This window comes from Martinezella lusitana, from assembly GCF_016901135.1.
In the GTDB taxonomy this organism is placed as follows: Bacteria; Pseudomonadota; Alphaproteobacteria; order Rhizobiales; family Rhizobiaceae; genus Rhizobium; species Rhizobium lusitanum_D.
Window position 1 is genome coordinate 128,820 of sequence record NZ_JAFEVL010000003.1, and the last position, 16,837, is coordinate 145,656.

The 16,837-nt window shown below is 59.6% G+C and carries 14 protein-coding genes; 12 read left to right on the plus strand and 2 right to left on the minus strand.

Annotated features, from left to right (window positions below):
• Positions 1–187: 187 nt before the first annotated feature.
• Positions 188–1,123 (minus strand): nucleoside hydrolase, encoded by a 936-nt coding sequence (locus JTP94_RS01390; protein ID WP_204848772.1) that lies wholly within the window; start codon positions 1,121–1,123, stop codon positions 188–190.
• Positions 1,124–1,354: 231 nt separating this feature from the next.
• Between JTP94_RS01390 and JTP94_RS01395 the strand changes: the two genes are divergently transcribed.
• The 12 genes from JTP94_RS01395 to JTP94_RS01450 all read left to right on the plus strand — a co-directional run bounded on the left by JTP94_RS01395 (position 1,355) and on the right by JTP94_RS01450 (position 16,114).
• Complete coding sequence (locus JTP94_RS01395; protein WP_034505809.1) at positions 1,355–2,875, plus strand: 4-hydroxyphenylacetate 3-hydroxylase family protein; 1,521 nt, start codon at positions 1,355–1,357, stop codon at positions 2,873–2,875.
• Between the two features lie 43 nt (positions 2,876–2,918).
• Positions 2,919–3,452, plus strand: a complete 534-nt coding sequence (locus JTP94_RS01400; protein WP_204848773.1) for a flavin reductase family protein — start codon at positions 2,919–2,921, stop codon at positions 3,450–3,452.
• Positions 3,453–3,478: 26 nt separating this feature from the next.
• A complete protein-coding gene (locus JTP94_RS01405; RefSeq protein WP_204848774.1) occupies positions 3,479–3,910 on the plus strand; it encodes a RidA family protein in 432 nt (143 codons plus the stop codon).
• Positions 3,911–3,929: 19 nt separating this feature from the next.
• Complete coding sequence (locus JTP94_RS01410; RefSeq protein WP_204848775.1) at positions 3,930–4,601, plus strand: DUF1028 domain-containing protein; 672 nt, start codon at positions 3,930–3,932, stop codon at positions 4,599–4,601.
• 43 nt (positions 4,602–4,644) lie between these two features.
• Positions 4,645–5,595 carry a LysR family transcriptional regulator gene (locus tag JTP94_RS01415; RefSeq protein WP_204848776.1) on the plus strand — a complete coding sequence of 317 codons (951 nt, stop codon included), beginning with the start codon at positions 4,645–4,647 and terminating at the stop codon, positions 5,593–5,595.
• Positions 5,596–5,699: 104 nt separating this feature from the next.
• The gene (locus JTP94_RS01420; protein ID WP_204848777.1) at positions 5,700–6,572 is read left to right on the plus strand and encodes a hypothetical protein; all 873 of its coding nucleotides are present in this window, start codon (positions 5,700–5,702) and stop codon (positions 6,570–6,572) included.
• Between the two features lie 67 nt (positions 6,573–6,639).
• A complete protein-coding gene (locus tag JTP94_RS01425; RefSeq protein ID WP_409456578.1) occupies positions 6,640–8,985 on the plus strand; it encodes a beta-glucosidase in 2,346 nt (781 codons plus the stop codon).
• Between the two features lie 79 nt (positions 8,986–9,064).
• On the plus strand, positions 9,065–10,216 hold the full coding sequence (argE, locus tag JTP94_RS01430; protein WP_204848778.1) for an acetylornithine deacetylase: 1,152 nt from the start codon (positions 9,065–9,067) through the stop codon (positions 10,214–10,216).
• Between the two features lie 118 nt (positions 10,217–10,334).
• Positions 10,335–11,402, plus strand: a complete 1,068-nt coding sequence (locus tag JTP94_RS01435) for an extracellular solute-binding protein (protein ID WP_204848779.1) — start codon at positions 10,335–10,337, stop codon at positions 11,400–11,402.
• A 142-nt stretch (positions 11,403–11,544) separates the two neighbouring features.
• Positions 11,545–13,284: an ABC transporter permease subunit gene (locus JTP94_RS01440; protein ID WP_204848780.1), complete on the plus strand. Its 1,740-nt coding sequence runs from the start codon at positions 11,545–11,547 to the stop codon at positions 13,282–13,284.
• Positions 13,285–13,321: 37 nt separating this feature from the next.
• Complete coding sequence (locus JTP94_RS01445) at positions 13,322–14,395, plus strand: ABC transporter ATP-binding protein (protein WP_246754607.1); 1,074 nt, start codon at positions 13,322–13,324, stop codon at positions 14,393–14,395.
• 426 nt (positions 14,396–14,821) lie between these two features.
• Positions 14,822–16,114, plus strand: coding sequence for an NCS2 family permease (locus JTP94_RS01450; RefSeq protein ID WP_204848781.1), 1,293 nt, complete (start codon positions 14,822–14,824; stop codon positions 16,112–16,114).
• 196 nt (positions 16,115–16,310) lie between these two features.
• On the opposite strand, the gene JTP94_RS01455 is transcribed toward JTP94_RS01450, so the two are convergent.
• Positions 16,311–16,796 (minus strand): ureidoglycolate lyase, encoded by a 486-nt coding sequence (locus JTP94_RS01455; RefSeq protein ID WP_204848782.1) that lies wholly within the window; start codon positions 16,794–16,796, stop codon positions 16,311–16,313.
• Between the last annotated feature and the right edge of the window lie 41 nt (positions 16,797–16,837).

Consider the following 16,837-nt stretch of genomic DNA (forward strand, 5'->3'; position numbering starts at 1 on the left):
AAGCCATTTTTCTCTATGCAAGCAGCATGGGTGCAGGGATCGGTCTGCGTCGGCAATTCGGTCCATGATGGATATTGTCAGGCTGCGTCCGCTCCGCAGCGAACGGCTTTGCGAACCGAATACTCTCCAGGGTCATATGCGACCCTTTGAAGGTGATACGCTGTAGACACCAGCAACAAATACCGTGTTAGATCCCCGGAATGTTGAAGCGAGCCAATCGCTGTTCGAGCATTTCAAACAGATCGTCGCAGCGCGCATTTGTGATGATCTTGCAGTTGGCCTGCCGCCCTGCGAGATGGCGCGAGCTGACGGAGGCGACCGTGCGGCCATAGTTCGGCCCCGCCGCGCAATCGACCTCAAGCAAGGCATCGACGCCCGAAAACAGACCCGGATCAATCATCCAGGCGATAACGCAGGGATCATGCAGGCATGGGTCACCCTGAGCATAAGCCGTCATCATTCGAACCACGGTTCGCGCCACATCGTTGTCGAACGTCTCCAGACGGACCAGACGCTCAGGGGTCGCAATGACGGAGCGCGTAACATCGAGACCAAACATCGTGAGCTGCACACCGCTGCAGGCGACGATGTGGGCCGCGTGGGGATCAACATAGACATTGAATTCGGCAGAGGGCGTCGTGTTGCCAGATCCGAAGGCCGCGCCACCCATGAAGACGATCTGCTTCAGATTGGAAGCAAGACGCGGCTCCTTCACGAGGGCGACCGCGACATTCGTCAGCGGTCCTATCGGACATAGCGTCACCTCACCTGGGCGGCTCATTACCGTATCGATGATGAAATCGACGGCGTGTTCTGACGCCGGTTCAATGCCGTCGTTCGTAAGTTCGACGCCACCCAGCCCCTCGGTACCATGCATGATCGAGCGATGACCCACAGCGCGCATCAACGGTCGTGCGCAGCCGGCATAGACAGGAATGTCCGGCCTGCGCAGTAGGGCCAGCAAACCGATGGCATTTCGGGTCGTATTCTCGAGCGGTACATTGCCGGCAACCGTGGTGACGCCCAATAGTTCGATCTCGTCAGGCGCGGCGAGCGCCAATGTTATGGCGACGGCATCGTCTACCCCAGGATCGCAATCTATGATGATTTTATGAGAGGCCATGCCATCCGTCTCCCTTGTGTTTGACGACCGAGCCTTTGGACGAAGCGCGGACGGAGGCAAATCATTTTTTCCTCTGCGCTGTTTAGGCTTTTCCTAAGCCCCAAATCCGCATTGCCTAGGTTTAGGCGAAGCAAGGCACCGGAAACTAATATTTTCCAAATGCGGCCTTAGTCGCAATAGTCGCGCCAATCCTGCGAAAGCGGGCACGATGGTCGATTGAGGAACTACAGCATGATCCGCACAGGTGCCGCGTATATTGAGTCCATCCGGGATGGGCGCGAAGTCTATATCGGCGGGGAACGGGTGAAGGATGTACCCAGTCACCCGATGTTCAAGCCGCTGGTGGATATCCGTGCCCGATTCTACGATATGCAGCATGACGAGAAGACCCGTCATCTCATGACATATGAGGAAGACGGCGAACGCAACGCAATCGGCAACAAGCTGCCACATACGCAATCCGATTGGTGGGACAAGCGTCGCGCCACCGACACGCTGCTCGAGGATATCGGCGGCATCGTGACGCGCGTCGGCGACGAAACCGTCGGCGAGATGTGGTCGCTGTTCGACGGACAGGATGTTCTCAACGAGGTCGACCCGCAGTTTTCCGCCAATATCCGTAACCATATCAGCCACGTGCTCAAGGCAGATCCGTTCCACGTCTCGGCCAACACGGATCCCAAGGGCGATCGTTCCAAGGCGCCGCAGGATCAGGATCCGGACATGCTGCTGCATGTCGTCAAGGAAACGGATGCCGGCATCGTCGTCCGCGGCGCCAAATACGAGACCGCCGCCGCCTACGCCAATCAGGCCTTCACCAAGCCGACCATCGCCAACTGGGGCAACGAAGCCTATTCGGACTATGCCGTCGGCTTCATCTGCGATCTCGGTTCGCCGGGCCTGAAGTTCATCTGCCGCACCGGCTTTGCAGGCCGGGCGCCGATCGAGGACTATCCGCTGGCGAACCGTTTCGATGAAGTCGACACGATCGTCATCTTCGACGACGTTCTGATCCCATGGGAGAACGTCCTCTTCTACCGTCATACCAAGGCTGCGGTCTTTATCCGCGCAACCTTGCACCGCTACTCGGCCTTTGCCTTCGTGCAGCGCAATCTCAAGCTTGCCGACATGATGATCGGCGCCGCCCTCTTCAATGCCCGTCAGACCGGTCTCGACAAACAGCCGGCCGTCCAGGAAAAGCTATCGAAACTCGCCGTCTATCGCGAAGGCATCAACGCGCATCTGACCGCTTCGATCGCGCTTGCCGAACGTTCGCCGGGCGGGCTTATGATGCCGAACCAGTCGCTGCTCTATACCGGCCGCGTACTCGCCTGTTCCCAGCTTCATGAGATGATGCACATTGCGCGCGAGCTTTGTGGTGGCCAGATCTGCGTCACGCCCGATCGCGCCTCTTTCGAAGCTCCGGAAACAAAGCCTTGGCTCAGCAAATACTACAGCGTCAACGAGGAATGGATCGCGGACGATCGGCGCAAGCTGCTCGCCTTCGCCCGTGACATGCTGAACTCCGACTATGCCGGTCATCGCCTCACCTTCCAACTGTTCGCCCAATCTCCGCCCTTCGCGCATCTGGCCGCCGTCTATCGCAATTTCGATTGGGACGGTCCGCTGGAGTTCGTGCAGAAGGCGGCCGGTCTTTCCGAACGCGTTCTCGGGCCGCAGACGCGGGCGTCCGGCGATAGTGCCGTAAGCCAGTGGTTCAAAACGCAGCCGTCGAAAGCTGCAGCCGAGTGACCATGCGGAGCGATCGGTGACGCCGTCAATCAGGAGACCTGGGATGACCGAGACGGGACTCGACGCCGAGAGCGGAAGCCTCCGCGACCGCTTCATTGCGGGCATGGGGGCCGCGGCCTGCACGGTCAACATCGTGACAACCGATGGCGCCGCCGGCAGAGCTGGCGTCACCGTTTCCGCCATGGCGTCGGTCTCCGCCGATGGCCAGCACCCGACGCTTCTCGTCTGTATCCATCATCTCAGTCCAGCCGCACGGGCAATCATCGAGAATGCGGTGTTTTGCGTCAATGTCCTGCGCGCTGACCAGTCACATATCTCCGACAGCTTTGCCGGCCGGCTCCATGCCTTCGCGAACGACAAATTCGCCTGCACCGACTGGACGTCGACCGAAAGCGGCTGCCTTCGGGTCGACGATGCGCTCGTCGCTTTCGACTGCCGCGTCACCTCGAGCGAGCAGATTGGAACACACCATGTCTTCATCGGCGCCGTCACCGGCGTCCATGGCAGCCGCCAGGGGTCGCCGTTGATCTATTCGAACAGGACCTATGCCAAGCCGCAGCCGCTTGCCGTCTCCTGAACCCATTTTCAATCTAAGGATATCTCATGGTCGTCCATAAGCGCATTCGTCAGTTCAACACCAAGGATACCTATCCGGAACAGAAGCTCGACAACGATCTCTGCCAGACTGTCGTCGCCAAGGGCAGCATGGTTTTCGTGCGCGGTCAGATCGGCCAGGATCTCGATACGGCCGAAAGCGTGGCGATCGGCGACGCCGAGGGGCAGACCGAAAAGGCCATGGCCAACATCAAGATGCTGCTCGAGGAAGCCGGCTCGAAACTCGAGCATATCTGCAAGATCACCATCTACATCATCGATCCGCGTTATCGCGAACCGGTCTACAGAACCGTCGGCAAGTGGCTGAAGGGCGTCTTCCCGGTGTCCACCGGTATCGTCGTCTCGGCGCTCGCACGTCCCGAGTGGCTTGTCGAAGTCGATGCGATCGCCGTCATTCCGGAAGACGAGAAACGCGCCTGAATAGGGCTGGGGGCTAGCAATGACATTTTCCATCTCCGCCCGCTGCCCGCAAACCGGCATGCTCGGCATGGCAATCTCGTCGTCTTCTCCCGCCGTTGCGGCCCGATGCGCGCATGCCGAAGCAGGCGTCGGCGTGGTCGCCAGCCAGAACATCACCGATCCGGCGCTCGGAATAACGGGCCTTGCCCTCATGAGGCAGGGAAAATCCGCGCTGCAAGCGCGCGATGAGCTTGTCCAATCGACGCCGTATGCGCGTTTCCGCCAGCTTGCGCTTGTCGATTCCAAAGGTCTCACCGCCGGATTTTCCGGTTCCGGTATACTTGGCATTCACGCGGTTGCAGAAGGCGAAGGATGCATCGCTGCGGGAAACCTTCTTGCGAACGATGCGGTGCCGGCTGCGATGGTGGCAGCTTTCCTAGCCTCTCGCGAGCCGTTTCCGTTGCGTCTGCTTGTCGCGCTCGACGCCGGCCTTGCAGCGGGGGGTGAAGCAGGCCCGGTCTATTCCGCAGGCCTCAAGGTTGTGCGCGAGGTGTCGTGGCCGGTCGTCGATCTGCGCGTCGACTGGTCGGAAAATCCCATCCAAAAACTGACACAAATATGGGGCGTCTATGCGCCGCAACTTGAAGATTACGTCCGCCGCGCCGTCAATCCGGAGGCTGCCCCATCTTTCGGGGTACCCGGCGACGAATAGCTTCGGTTAGGATTCTCTTGGGTTTTGCAGATACGATGGAGCGATGAGGTACACTTTCCGACAGATCGAGTATTTTATCGCCACGGCGGAGACGGGAAGCATCACGCTTGCCTCCGAACGGCTGAATATCTCGCAACCATCGATTTCGACGGCGATCACCCATCTTGAGGAAGAGCTCGAAACGCAGCTTTTCGTGCGCCATCATGCCAAGGGCCTGTCGCTAACGCCAGCCGGCCGGACACTGCTTGCCGAGGCCAAGCGTCTCGTCGATCAGGCGGAGCACATGTATGCCGTTGCCTCCGAGATCAACGAAAAGATCAGGGGGCAGCTTTCGCTCGGTTGTCTGGTGACGCTCGCCTCGATGATCATGCCGGAGCTTTCGCATTCCTTCACGTCGGCCTTCCCGGCCACGCGTATCGTTCAGACGGTCAGCGATCACGAGGACCTGTTGGAGCGATTGTCGCGCGCCGAGATCGACGTTGCCTTGAGCTACGATCTTCTGGTGCCGGAAGGGTATGATTTCGTGCCGCTGGCGAGCTTGCCGCCACATGTGCTCGTCGGCGAGTCGCATCCCTTGGCACGCCATTCCTCGATCAGCCTGACGGAGCTGGTGAAGGAACCGCTCATCCTCCTGGATCTGCCGATAAGCCGCGAATATTTCATGGGCCTGTTCGCCAAGCAGGGACTGGAACCGACGATCGCGACGCGTTCGCGCCATCAGGATGTCATCCGCACGATGGTGGCGAACGGATATGGCTACACGCTCGCCAATGTCAGGCCACGCTCTCAAGTGGCGATGGACGGGCGGCCGGTGGTCAGAGTTCCGATCTCCGGCGAACACAAACCCATGATCATCGGAGTGCTGTCCTATCGCCAGGGGCGCCGGTCGCGGCTATTCGAAATATTCGAGCAGCACTGCAAGTCCTTTGTTTCCGACGCCTATATTCCGGGCATGGTCGCTCCCCTGATGGAGCGCCGCAAGATCACCCCCTAGCCTGCCTCGGTTTTGGCGAAGCGTCGGTTTGGAAATCAGTTCTTTCGCCGAAGTACCGACTGGGACATGGATATCGCAAAGCAAATGTTCCGAAGCGGATCTCCATGCTGGCGACGAAAGCCAAATTCTCGAGCAAACCCGATGCCCTCCCCGTCGCCGGCATGGACGAGATGAGTATCGTCGGCGTCAAGGAGGCTCTGCCGTCGAGACTGGCGCGCAGCGTGCTCCTTCTGGGCAATTTCGACATGCTCCATGCCGGGCATCGCAAGCTCGTCGATGCCGCGCGGCGGATCGCGCGGCGGCGTGACGCACCCATGGCGATCATGTCCTGCGATCCGCATCCGCGCGAATTCTTCCTGCGATCCGATGCGTTTTCAAGGATCGGCACGGCGGAGAGTTCACGGCTTGCCTTTGCCCGTGAAGGCTTCGATCTGCTGTTTCGTCCGCGCTTCGATGCAAGCTTTGCCGCCATGAGCGCCGTCAGCTTCATGGAGGACATTCTTGCCGGACAGCTCGATGTCGGCGCCGTGGTCTGCGGCGGCGATTTCCGCTTCGGACAAGGTCGGTCGGGAAGGCTTGACGACATCCGCGATTTTGCGGCCCGCCACGGCATTGAGGTCGCGGTGTGTGACGAGGTGGCCGATGCGGCCGGCGTGCCCATTCGATCGAGCCGCATCCGGCAGGCGATTGCCTATGGCGATATCGGGGCTGCAGAGGCTTTGCTCGGCGGACATTGGTACACGTCCGCCAATTGCACCCGCATGGGTACTGTCGAGTTTGACGGCCGGCAACTTCTGCCGCCGGCGGGATCCTATCGTGTGCGCCTGCTCGATATGGACGGAAATCATATCCACGACTGCGTTCTCAGGTTAGACGAGGAAGCGAGCAGGCGCCAATGCGATACACCGCCACCAGTAGCCGGAAACTACATCATCGTTTGGCTCGGCCATGTCAGGCACCCGGCCTGGCGAGCGTGAGCCGTCTTCTTCATTCCGGTCCGAACAGCAAAACCTCCAGGAGACAAAAGTGACGAACCCAAAACTGATGGAAGGCGATTTTGCCTCGCTGATCGCCGAAATGACGGTTGAAGAAAAGGTCGCACTTCTGGCCGGGCACCATATGTGGAAGACACATGCCATCCCGCGGCTCGACATCCCCAGCATCGTCATGACGGACGGCACCTATGGCGTGCGCTATTCCATTCCGCAGATCGATGACGACGAAGCCGGCGGCCAGGACTTTGCCGCCTTTCTGTCCGTGGTCAATCAGCGTGCCGATCACGTCCAGATCGCCTGGGGCAAGATCAAGCTCGCGACATGCTTTCCGAACGGGTCCAGCATCGGATGCTCCTGGGATATCGGTCTGGCGCACGAATTGGGAGAAGCGCTGGCGAAAGAGTGCCAGGAGTTCGGCGTCCATCTCCTGCTTGGGCCTGGAATCAATATCCGCCGCACGCCGCTTGGCGGCCGCAGCTATGAATATTACTCCGAAGACCCTGTGATCAGCGGCGATTTCGCAGCCGGCGTGATCAACGGATTGCAGGAAAACGGCGTAGGTGCATCGCTGAAGCATTTCGCCTGCAACAATTCCGAAGTCGAGCGCACGTCGATGGACTCCGTCATCGAGGAACGGGCGCTGCGCGAAATCTACCTGAGGGGTTTCGAACGCGCGATCAAGCAGAGCAATCCATGGACGGTGATGAGCTCCTACAACCGCCTGAATGGCGTTCAGGCGGCGGAGGATCCGTGGCTTCTGGATGAGGTGCTGCGCGGGGATTGGGGCTATGACGGCCTCGTGGTCTCCGACTGGCACGGCATCAAGGATCGCCCCGCTTCGCTGATCGCCGGCAACGATCTCGACATGCCGGAAAGCGAGACCCGAAAGAAAGACCTGCTCGATGCGATCGAGGCCGGGCGGGTCGACCCCGCTATTCTCGATCGCGCCTGCGCCCGCGTTCTGCAACTGGTCAGGCTTTCCAAGCTCAGCGAACGGCGCGGAACGGTCTTCGACCGCGCTGCGCATCATGCGCTTGCCCGCCGCATGGCAGGCGAATCGATCGTGCTTCTCAAGAATGAGGACGCGCTTCTTCCGATTGTCGCCGGGAAGGTCAGGCGGATCGCCATCGTCGGCGAAGGTGCCGGCGAGCCGGTCATCCAGGGATCGGGCTGCGCGACCACATTGCCGACTTCGGTCGACAGTCCGATCGAGGAAATCCTGAAGCTCGCCGACGGCAAGTTCCAGATCGATCGCTATCGCGGCACCAGCGAGATCGAAACGGAACGGACGGCGCTCCGGGCCGAGGCCGTCGCTGGCGCACTGGATGCCGATCTCGTCATTGTCTTCGTGAATACGGAAAACGGCTATGACGGCGAAGGCTCGGATCGGCGCTCGCTCGACCTGGCGCCCGGCCACGACGATCTGGTCTTTGCACTTGCGGCTGCAAATCCGAATATCGCCGTGGTCGTCGCCAGCCCCGATGCCGTCGTCATGCCCTGGATCGATGCGGTGAAATCCACCGTCGAGGTCTTCTTCTCCGGTCAGGCGATGGGCGGGGCGCTTGCCGATATCCTGTTCGGCAAGGTCAACCCGTCCGGCAAGCTAACGACCACTTTCCCGAAGCGCATCGAAGATATTCCCGGCCATCTGACCTATCCGGGCGAAAACGGCCGTCACGTCTATAGCGAAGGCATTCACGTCGGCTACCGCTGGTACGACGCACGCGGGATCGAGCCCTTGTTTCCTTTCGGCCATGGCCTCGGCTACACCAGCTTTGCCTATTCCGACATCCGGCTTGACCGGGAGACGTTGCAGACCGGCGAGACGCTCACCGTGAGCTTCACCGTCGAAAACACCGGCAAGGTCGCGGGCAAGGAAATATGCCAACTCTATGCCGCCTACCGCCAGCCACGCTTCAAGCGGCCGCTTCGTGAACTAAAGGCCTTCGCCAAGGTTGCGCTTGCGCCTGGCGAACGCCGAACCGTAACCTTCACCGTGCCGGCGGAGGATCTTGAACTCTACGATAAAGCGCGCGGTGCGTTCCTTCTCGACGATGATATGGTCGATATCCTGATCGGCTCCTCCTCACGGGACATCCGCCTTTCCGGCGCGCTTCGCACGCGCTCGGCGGTCTCGCGCCATCGCAAGATCGAATGGGATACGCAGCCTGTCTTCGTACTCGCCAATCCGGTTGCGAGAGCGAAGTTCAACAGTTTCCTGCAGAAGCAGCTTTCGGTGGATGAGGCGGAAGCTGATCGGATGCTGGAACATTGCGCCAACTCCTTCTTCGGCATCTTTACGACCTTCGATCGCCGCTTCCGTCAGGCCTTTCCGAAAGCGGATATCGCAGCGCTGCTGGCCGATATCGACGATGCGATGACGAAGGCAGCCTAAAGCGCCGTGCAGCGGCTGCCAATAGCTGGCCCGCCGACCGGCGGGCCTCTTGCCGTTCAGTCCAAGGATCGACAGCGACGTGGATACGATCGAACTTCTGGAGACGCTGGTCGGCTTCGAGACCGTCAGCAAGGATACCAATCTGCCGCTGCTCGATTTCGTCACAGCCTATCTCATCGAGCGGGGCTTCACCTGCCGGCGCATTGCGGACGAAACCGGCCTCAAAGCCAATCTCATTGCAAGCATCGGGCCACAGGGAAACGACGGGATCATCCTGTCGGGACATACCGACGTCGTTCCCGTTGCCGGGCAATCCTGGAGCAGCAATCCCTTCCGTCTCCGGCGTGACGGCGGCCGTCTCTACGGCCGTGGCGCTGCCGACATGAAGGGTTTCCTGGCTGCAGCGCTGCGGGTTGCCGACGAGGCAAGCCACATGCGTCTGCAGCGGCCGCTGCATCTGGCCTTATCGCATGACGAAGAGATCGGCTGCATCGGCGTGCGATCCTTGCTGGCCGACCTCAAAGGCCGCAGCTTTAAGGCTACCCTTTGCATCGTCGGCGAGCCGACTTCGATGAACATCGGTCTCGGCCACAAGGGCAAGCTCGCAGCGCGGGCGACGTGCAGGGGCGTCGGGGGTCATTCCGCCGTCGCGCCGCAGCTTCTGAACGCCATTCATCTGGCCGCCGATTTCGTCTCCGCCCTGCGTGAGGAACAGGCTGAGATCGCGATGTCAGGGGCATCGGATCCCGACTTCGATATCGCCTACAGCACGATCCACGCGGGGAAGATCAGCGGTGGCGCGGCGCTGAATGTCGTCGCCGACCAGGCGACTGTCGAATTCGAAATCCGCCACCTTGCGCAGGATGACCCGGCAATCATCCTGGCGCGACTGCAAGCTCGCGCTGAAGAGATCGTTCGACCCCAGCGGGAACGTTTCGACAATGCGGCGATCAAGATCAATGTCGACAACGCCTATCCCGGCTTTTCGATAGGCGCCGCCTCGCCGGCCGTGGCGCTGCTTCGATCCTGGTTGCCGTCAGCGGAAACGACGAAGGTCTCATTCGGCACTGAAGCCGGCCTCTACGCCGAGACGCTGAACATACCGACCATTGTCATAGGTCCCGGTTCGATGAACCAGGGACACAAACCGGACGAGTATATCGATGTCGATCAGCTTTCGGCCTGCGACACATTTCTCGATCGCATCCTGTCTTCGCTTGCAAAAGCCTGAACCACAGCGTTTGGGGCTTAGGTCGCACCTAACCAGAAGGCTCGAAATAAATAATTTACTTGGGTCAACCCGAATGGCTTTCTGAACGGGTCTCAGCCTCAGAAACGGGAACTAAAATATGAACAACAAACTAAGCATTACCCGCCGTAATCTCCTGAAAACGGGAGCAGGCGCTGCAGCCATGCTAGCGACGCCAGCCCTGATGACCAAAGGTTTTGCCGCAGATACGCTGACCGTTTCCGACTACGGCGGCGTGTTCGAACAGGGCTTTCGCCTCGCCTTCTATGATTCCTTCGAAAAGGAATTCGGCGTCAAGATCAACGTGACGACCGTCTCGCCCGATCCCGTCCCCCAGTACAAGATGAGTGTCGATACGAAGTCGTATCTGGCTGACGTCGTTATGCTGACGCCCGAGCATGTGGACCGTCTGACGAAGATGGGCAACTATCTCGAAGATCTCAATCTGAAGGTCGATGATCCGGAAAACTACGTCAAGGGCTCGCTGACCCCCAAATTCGGCGGCATCGAAGTCTATGCGCTGGCGCTTGGATATCGCAAGGATGCGGTGGGCGACAACGCGCCCAAGAATTGGTTGGATTTTTGGGATGCGGATAAATTCAAGGGCCGCCGCGGCCTTTGGCGCAGCCCGGTTCTGACGCTGGAGATCGCGCTTCTTGCAGACGGCGTTGCTCCGGATAAGATCTATCCCCTCGATGTCGATCGTGCCTTCAAGAGCCTCGACAAGATCCGTGACCACGTCGACATCTGGTGGACGAGCGGCGCACAGGCAACCCAGCTCATCCAGAGCGGCGAGCTCGACATGATGAGCATCTGGAGCACGCGTGCTCAGGCGGCGGCCGATGGTGGCGCGCCGGTCGGCATCTCCTGGGATCAGGGCTTCTACAACATCGATGGCTGGACGATTCCGACGGGCTCTCCAAAGGTGGAGCTTGGCCGTAAATTCATCCAGTACTGCATGAACGCCGAACGTCAGGCCAAATTCACCGATGTTCTTTCGGCCGGCCCCGTCAATACGAAGGCCTATGACTTCATCAAGAAGGAGCGCGCGGAACTGCTGCCGACCACGCCGGCGCATGTCAAGGGAATGCAACCGCTGAACGCCTCGTTCTGGGGCGAACATCAGGATGCGCTCACCGAACGTTTCGAGAAGTGGATGCTTGGCTAAGCCCGATCTGCAAGGCTGGCCTTGGCGAGCGTATCCTCGACAAGGCCGCAATTGCGCTAGCGTTTCTCGATCGGCGCGCCTATTCAGCGAGACAATATCCGTGTCGTTCGCGCGATCGTATTGGCTACCTCAAAGGGCTCCAATGACTGCAATTCCCGAACCAATCGCCCTTAGCGCTTCGAGGTCCAAAGACCCGATCTGGCTTGCAGGCCCAGGTCTGCTCTACCTCGCTCTCTTCCTGATCCTTCCCGCAGCCGCCCTGATGTGGCTGAGTTTCAATGACAATGCCGGCCATCTGACGCTGGACGGCTACCGGCAGATGTTCACCGCCGGTATTTACGTCAAGGTTCTGATCAACACGTTCCGGATCGCCGCCGAGACGACGGCCGCCTGCCTTGTCTTCGGCTATCCCGTCGCATTCTGGCTTGCGCACATGCCGGAGCGCCGCCGGAGATGGATCATCCTGCTTGTCCTCCTGCCATTCTGGATGAGCGCGCTTTTGAAGAATTTTGCCTGGATGGTGCTCCTGTCACGCCGCGGCGTCGTCTCGCAGCTCGCTTCCCTGATCGGCTACAAGGGGCCGATCGATCTTCTCTACGGCCACGGCGCAGTCATTTTTGCCATGGCGCATACCATGCTGCCTTTGGCCATCATGACCATGCTGCCGACGCTGCTCAACATCGACGGCCGGCTGTCGCGCGCGGCCCATACGCTGGGCGCAACGTCTGGCCAGGCCTTCTGGCGGATCTATTTTCCGCAGTCGATGCCAGGTGTTGCCGCTGCCGGTCTCCTCGTCTTCATCGGAGCGCTTGGCTTCTTCATAACGCCCGCGCTCCTTGGCAGTCCGCGTGAAACCGTTATCGGCCAGCTCTTGATCACCCAGGTGCAACAGCTCCTCAACTGGCAGCTCGCCGGCTGCATCGCGGTCATGCTTCTGACGGTCACGCTGGTGGTTTGTCTCGTCTATGACCGGCTCTTCGGCATCTCGGCGATTTCAGGCGAGCGAGCGGAGCCCAAGCCGCGCGCGGTTGCCCGCAGGATCGGCTACGGTGTCCTTGCTGTCCTCGCCGCTGTCACCGATCTGATTGACCGGGTTCTGACCGCTTGCTTCGGGGGCCGCAGGGGCTGGCTTCTCAGCATCTTCGGAAGCCTGGTGGTAATCACATTGCTGCTGCCAGTGCTATTTTTCCCTCCGATGGCGTTCAGCAGCGCGACATTTCTGCAATTTCCGCCACCCGGGTTCTCGCTGCGGTGGATGCAGACATATTTCACCTCGGACATCTGGACGGGCGCGACAATCCGATCCTTTGCCATCGCCTTGGTGACGGCCGCCTTGGCGACGACGTTTGCGGGTGTAGCTGCATTCGGCGTTGCCAGAACCAAGAGCCGGATGGGTAGCGGCGCATTTCTGATTTTCCTTTTGCCGATGATCATTCCGAACATCGTCACGGCCGTCGCGCTCTTTTATCTTTTCGCCCATGTCGGCCTGATTGCGACCGATATCGGCATTGCCCTTGGCCATACGGTCACCGCCATGCCCGTCGTCTTCATCATTATCCTGACGGCCTTCAAGAACTACGATTGGCGTCTCGATCAGGCGGCCGGCACTCTGGGCGCCAGCCGGCGGCAAACCGTGCAGAAAGTGACGGTGCCGATGGTGATCGGCAGCATCGTCGCGGCCTTTCTCTTTGCTTTCCTGCATTCCTTCGAGGAGCTGACCATATCGCTTTTCGTCGGCGGTGGGGTGAAGCAGACGCTGCCGAAACAGATGTGGGACGATATCCTGCTTCAGGTCACGCCGACGCTGGCCGCGGCCTCGGTGGTGGTGCTCAGCGTCGTTGTCGTCGTCTTCCTCATCGCGGAGAGCACGCGGCGACGCTGATGCATGTCGCTGCGTAAGACCTATCAAGGAAAGCTTTATGAATATGCAGATGTCCATCCCCGACCTAGAGGCGAAACGCGATCAGAAGATCAAGCTGAGCATCAAGGGTATAAGCAAGAACTACGGGTCGGCGACCGTCTTGCAATCGCTCGATCTGGATGTCCGGAACGGCGAGCTCCTGACATTGCTGGGGCCATCCGGTTCCGGCAAGACGACACTTCTCCAGATCATCTGCGGGCTGACCGATCCGACCTCGGGCAGCCTGGTGATAGATGGGCGTGACCAGACCCGCCTGCCCGTCAACCAGCGCGATATCGGCGTCGTCTTCCAGCACTACGCTCTGTTTCCGCATCTAACTGTGGCTGAGAATGTCGCCTTTCCCCTGCAGATGCGCCATGTCGCACGTGATGAAATCAAGCGGCGCGTGGAAGACGCCCTGGCAATGGTCAACCTTTCGCACGTCGGCGAACGGTTTCCGAAGGCGCTGTCCGGCGGACAGCAGCAACGTGTCGCTCTTGCACGCTGCCTGGTCTATCGGCCAGGCGTGATCCTCATGGACGAGCCGCTTGGTGCTCTTGATCGCAAGCTTCGCGAGACGATGCAGATGGAGATCAAGCGCATCCACCGGGAGACAGGCGCGACGATTATTTTCGTCACCCATGATCAGGAGGAAGCCCTGGCATTGTCCGATCGCATCTGCCTCATGAACGATGGCAGGATAGCGCAAATCGACAGGCCGCAGGTCGTTTACGATCAGCCTGCCAATCGCTTCGCCGCCGAATTTATCGGCCTTTCAAACATCTTTGAAGGTGAACTGGTTGCCAACGGCTTAGTGACGCCTGACGGCCCGATACCCTTCGACGCAGAAGCGTCTGCGTCACGATGCATGATGGTGAGACCCGAGCATGTCGAGTTCGGCAAGGAGGGCATCGGGTATTTTAATGCCACGGTCGTCGAGAGCATCTATGCCGGTTCGAGCAGTCTCGTCATGGCGAAACTAGCCTCCGGTCTAACGATCTTATCCCAACGTCCGGCAAGTAGCACTGATATCGCGATCGGCTCGGTTGTCGGCGTTTCCTGGACGCCCAACGATGTCCGCTTTTTGCAGTGAGCGACTAACCTCTCGCTCGTGCTGAAATCTCCGCCACACGGAACGCTGTAGCCGCGACGCCGTTTTCTGGCGCAAAATAGGTTGGCTTTGTCGCTTCGCACCTGTAAAACATAGTCCATATCATCGTTGCCCGATCGATGGCGCCAGGCGGTGGCGAACAGAACACGTTGGAGATATCCGCATCGAAGGTCTTCTCCATTCGGTGATCGCTCTGAAATGCAAATCAATTCGCTCGGAAATAGCCTGAAAAACTAGAATGACTTTCGCGAATTGCAGGGAAATCCGGCTCTAGCGCGCAGAGCCTCTAAAAGCGCACAATCCCCCTCGCTACGAAGCGTTTACAAGCGCTTGTCGCACCGGCATCCGGAGGAGATGCGGGCTACATTCATGACATGCACTGGCGTTGGGAACGCTTAGGGAGGAACTATGTTTGAACGACTTTTCAAATTGAGTGAGCACGGCACGTCCGTCCGCACCGAGCTCATCGCAGGCGTGACGACGTTCTTGACGATGTCCTATATCATCTTCGTCAATCCGGATATTCTGTCGACCACCGGCATGGACCGCAATGCCATTTTTGTCGCCACCTGTCTTGCCGCGGCATTGGGTTCGATCGTGATGGGGCTTGTCGCCAATTGGCCGATCGGGCTGGCGCCAGGCATGGGGCTCAATGCCTTCTTTGCCTTCACCGTCGTCGCAGCACTCGGCTTTACATGGCAGCAGGCGCTCGGAGCGGTCTTTATTTCGGGTGCGATCTTCGTCCTGCTGACCGTCACCGGCGTGCGCAGTTGGCTGATCGCCGGAATCCCGCGCTCGCTCAGAAGTGCGATCGCTGCCGGTATCGGCCTCTTTCTGGCTATCATTGCACTCAAGGGAGCTGGCATCGTCGTCGCCAATAAGGCGACGCTCATCGGTCTCGGAGACCTGAAGCAGACCGGCCCCCTTCTCGCAATCTTCGGTTTTTTTGTCATCGCCGTTCTTGATGCGCTGAAAGTAAGGGGATCGATCCTGATCGGCATTCTTGCTGTCACCGTTCTCTCCTGGATCTTCGGCGTCAGCCAATTTCACGGCATCGTTTCGATGCCTCCCTCGATCATGCCGACCTTCATGCAGCTCGACATCGTAGGGGCTCTCCATGGAGGCTTGATCCACATTATCCTCGTCTTCGTGCTCGTTGAGGTCTTCGACGCAACCGGGACGCTGATCGGTGTCGCCAAGCGGGCGAAACTGATCGAGGAAGGCAAGCCGAACCGCTTGAGCCGGGCTCTGCTCGCCGACAGCGCGGCTATTGTCGCCGGCTCGTTGATGGGCACCAGCAGCACGACTGCCTACGTCGAAAGTGCTTCGGGTGTTCAGGCGGGAGGTCGCACTGGCCTGACGGCGGTGACAATTGCCGTGCTCTTTGTCGCGGCCCTGTTCTTTTCCCCACTCGCAGCCTCTGTTCCAGCTTATGCAACGGCGCCAGCCCTGCTCTACGTCGCCGGCCTGATGATGCGCGAGCTGACGGAAATCGAATGGGATGATCTGACCGAAGCTGCACCCGCAGCACTCACGGCGCTGGCGATGCCGTTCACCTACTCGATCGCCAATGGTCTTGCTTTCGGGTTCATCAGCTACGTCGTCATGAAGGTTTGCACCGGCCGATGGAAGACGCTCCATCTGGCGACACAGATCGTTGCAGCCTTGTTCATCGTGCGCTTCGCCTTCTTCGCAGACTAACAATTGCACGCGTCAAGGAGCCGGGTCATCCGATGGGACGTCCCGGCTCCTTGGCCTGTTTGCAGGCCGGTTCTCGTTGCATCGGAAAATGTCCTGCGACGCGTTGGATGTGAAATGTCAGATGCTCGCAACAGGAATAGGGGGACGCCGCGGTCGCGGCGCCCCCCTCTTATCGTCTGGGATCACCCGGACCCGATCAGCGGATCAGGAATGGTTCCTTGAAGAAATGCTCTTCCAGGTTTACGCCCTCACCGGCGCGGTCGACGACGGCAAAGTCAGAGACGCCGTCGAGGGGGGTGAGGATGCCGTGCCAGACATTGCGCCCGATATTGATGCCCTGCCCAGGCTTCGTCCGGAAAGCCAGCGGCTCACCCGGCCCATTGGCTGTTTCCTGCGCCACGACAACCAGGAACGGGTTATCCGTCAACGGTATGAAGGCCTGACTGCCAAAGGGATGCCGCTCAACCATCCGCAGTTCCAGCGGCAGCATGTAAGGCTCGCCGCGGAGCAGACTGATCATTGCTCGCGCCTTCTCGCCTGTTGTCTCGATCTTCGCGAGGTCATGGTATCGGACGCATTTCCCGGCATTGATGGGATAGTTATATGCCCCCTCCGTTTCGATCACCTCGCCGAAGGGGAAGAAGGCAACGCTCGTCAGCGGCTGAATCTGGATCACTTTCATTCACGCTCTCCTCATTTCTGTTCTTTCAGGGCAGCGCCGGC

Bases quoted from the DNA above. Each gene is read 5' to 3' on its own strand.
- JTP94_RS01390 (WP_204848772.1), bottom strand. From the start codon at position 1,123: ATGGCCTCTCATAAAATCATCATAGATTGCGATCCTGGGGTAGACGAT.
- JTP94_RS01395 (WP_034505809.1), top strand. From the start codon at position 1,355: ATGATCCGCACAGGTGCCGCGTATATTGAGTCCATCCGGGATGGGCGC.
- JTP94_RS01400 (WP_204848773.1), top strand. From the start codon at position 2,919: ATGACCGAGACGGGACTCGACGCCGAGAGCGGAAGCCTCCGCGACCGC.
- JTP94_RS01405 (WP_204848774.1), top strand. From the start codon at position 3,479: ATGGTCGTCCATAAGCGCATTCGTCAGTTCAACACCAAGGATACCTAT.
- JTP94_RS01410 (WP_204848775.1), top strand. From the start codon at position 3,930: ATGACATTTTCCATCTCCGCCCGCTGCCCGCAAACCGGCATGCTCGGC.
- JTP94_RS01415 (WP_204848776.1), top strand. From the start codon at position 4,645: ATGAGGTACACTTTCCGACAGATCGAGTATTTTATCGCCACGGCGGAG.
- JTP94_RS01420 (WP_204848777.1), top strand. From the start codon at position 5,700: ATGCTGGCGACGAAAGCCAAATTCTCGAGCAAACCCGATGCCCTCCCC.
- JTP94_RS01425 (WP_409456578.1), top strand. From the start codon at position 6,640: ATGGAAGGCGATTTTGCCTCGCTGATCGCCGAAATGACGGTTGAAGAA.
- JTP94_RS01435 (WP_204848779.1), top strand. From the start codon at position 10,335: ATGAACAACAAACTAAGCATTACCCGCCGTAATCTCCTGAAAACGGGA.
- JTP94_RS01440 (WP_204848780.1), top strand. From the start codon at position 11,545: ATGACTGCAATTCCCGAACCAATCGCCCTTAGCGCTTCGAGGTCCAAA.
- JTP94_RS01445 (WP_246754607.1), top strand. From the start codon at position 13,322: ATGAATATGCAGATGTCCATCCCCGACCTAGAGGCGAAACGCGATCAG.
- JTP94_RS01450 (WP_204848781.1), top strand. From the start codon at position 14,822: ATGTTTGAACGACTTTTCAAATTGAGTGAGCACGGCACGTCCGTCCGC.
- JTP94_RS01455 (WP_204848782.1), bottom strand. From the start codon at position 16,796: ATGAAAGTGATCCAGATTCAGCCGCTGACGAGCGTTGCCTTCTTCCCC.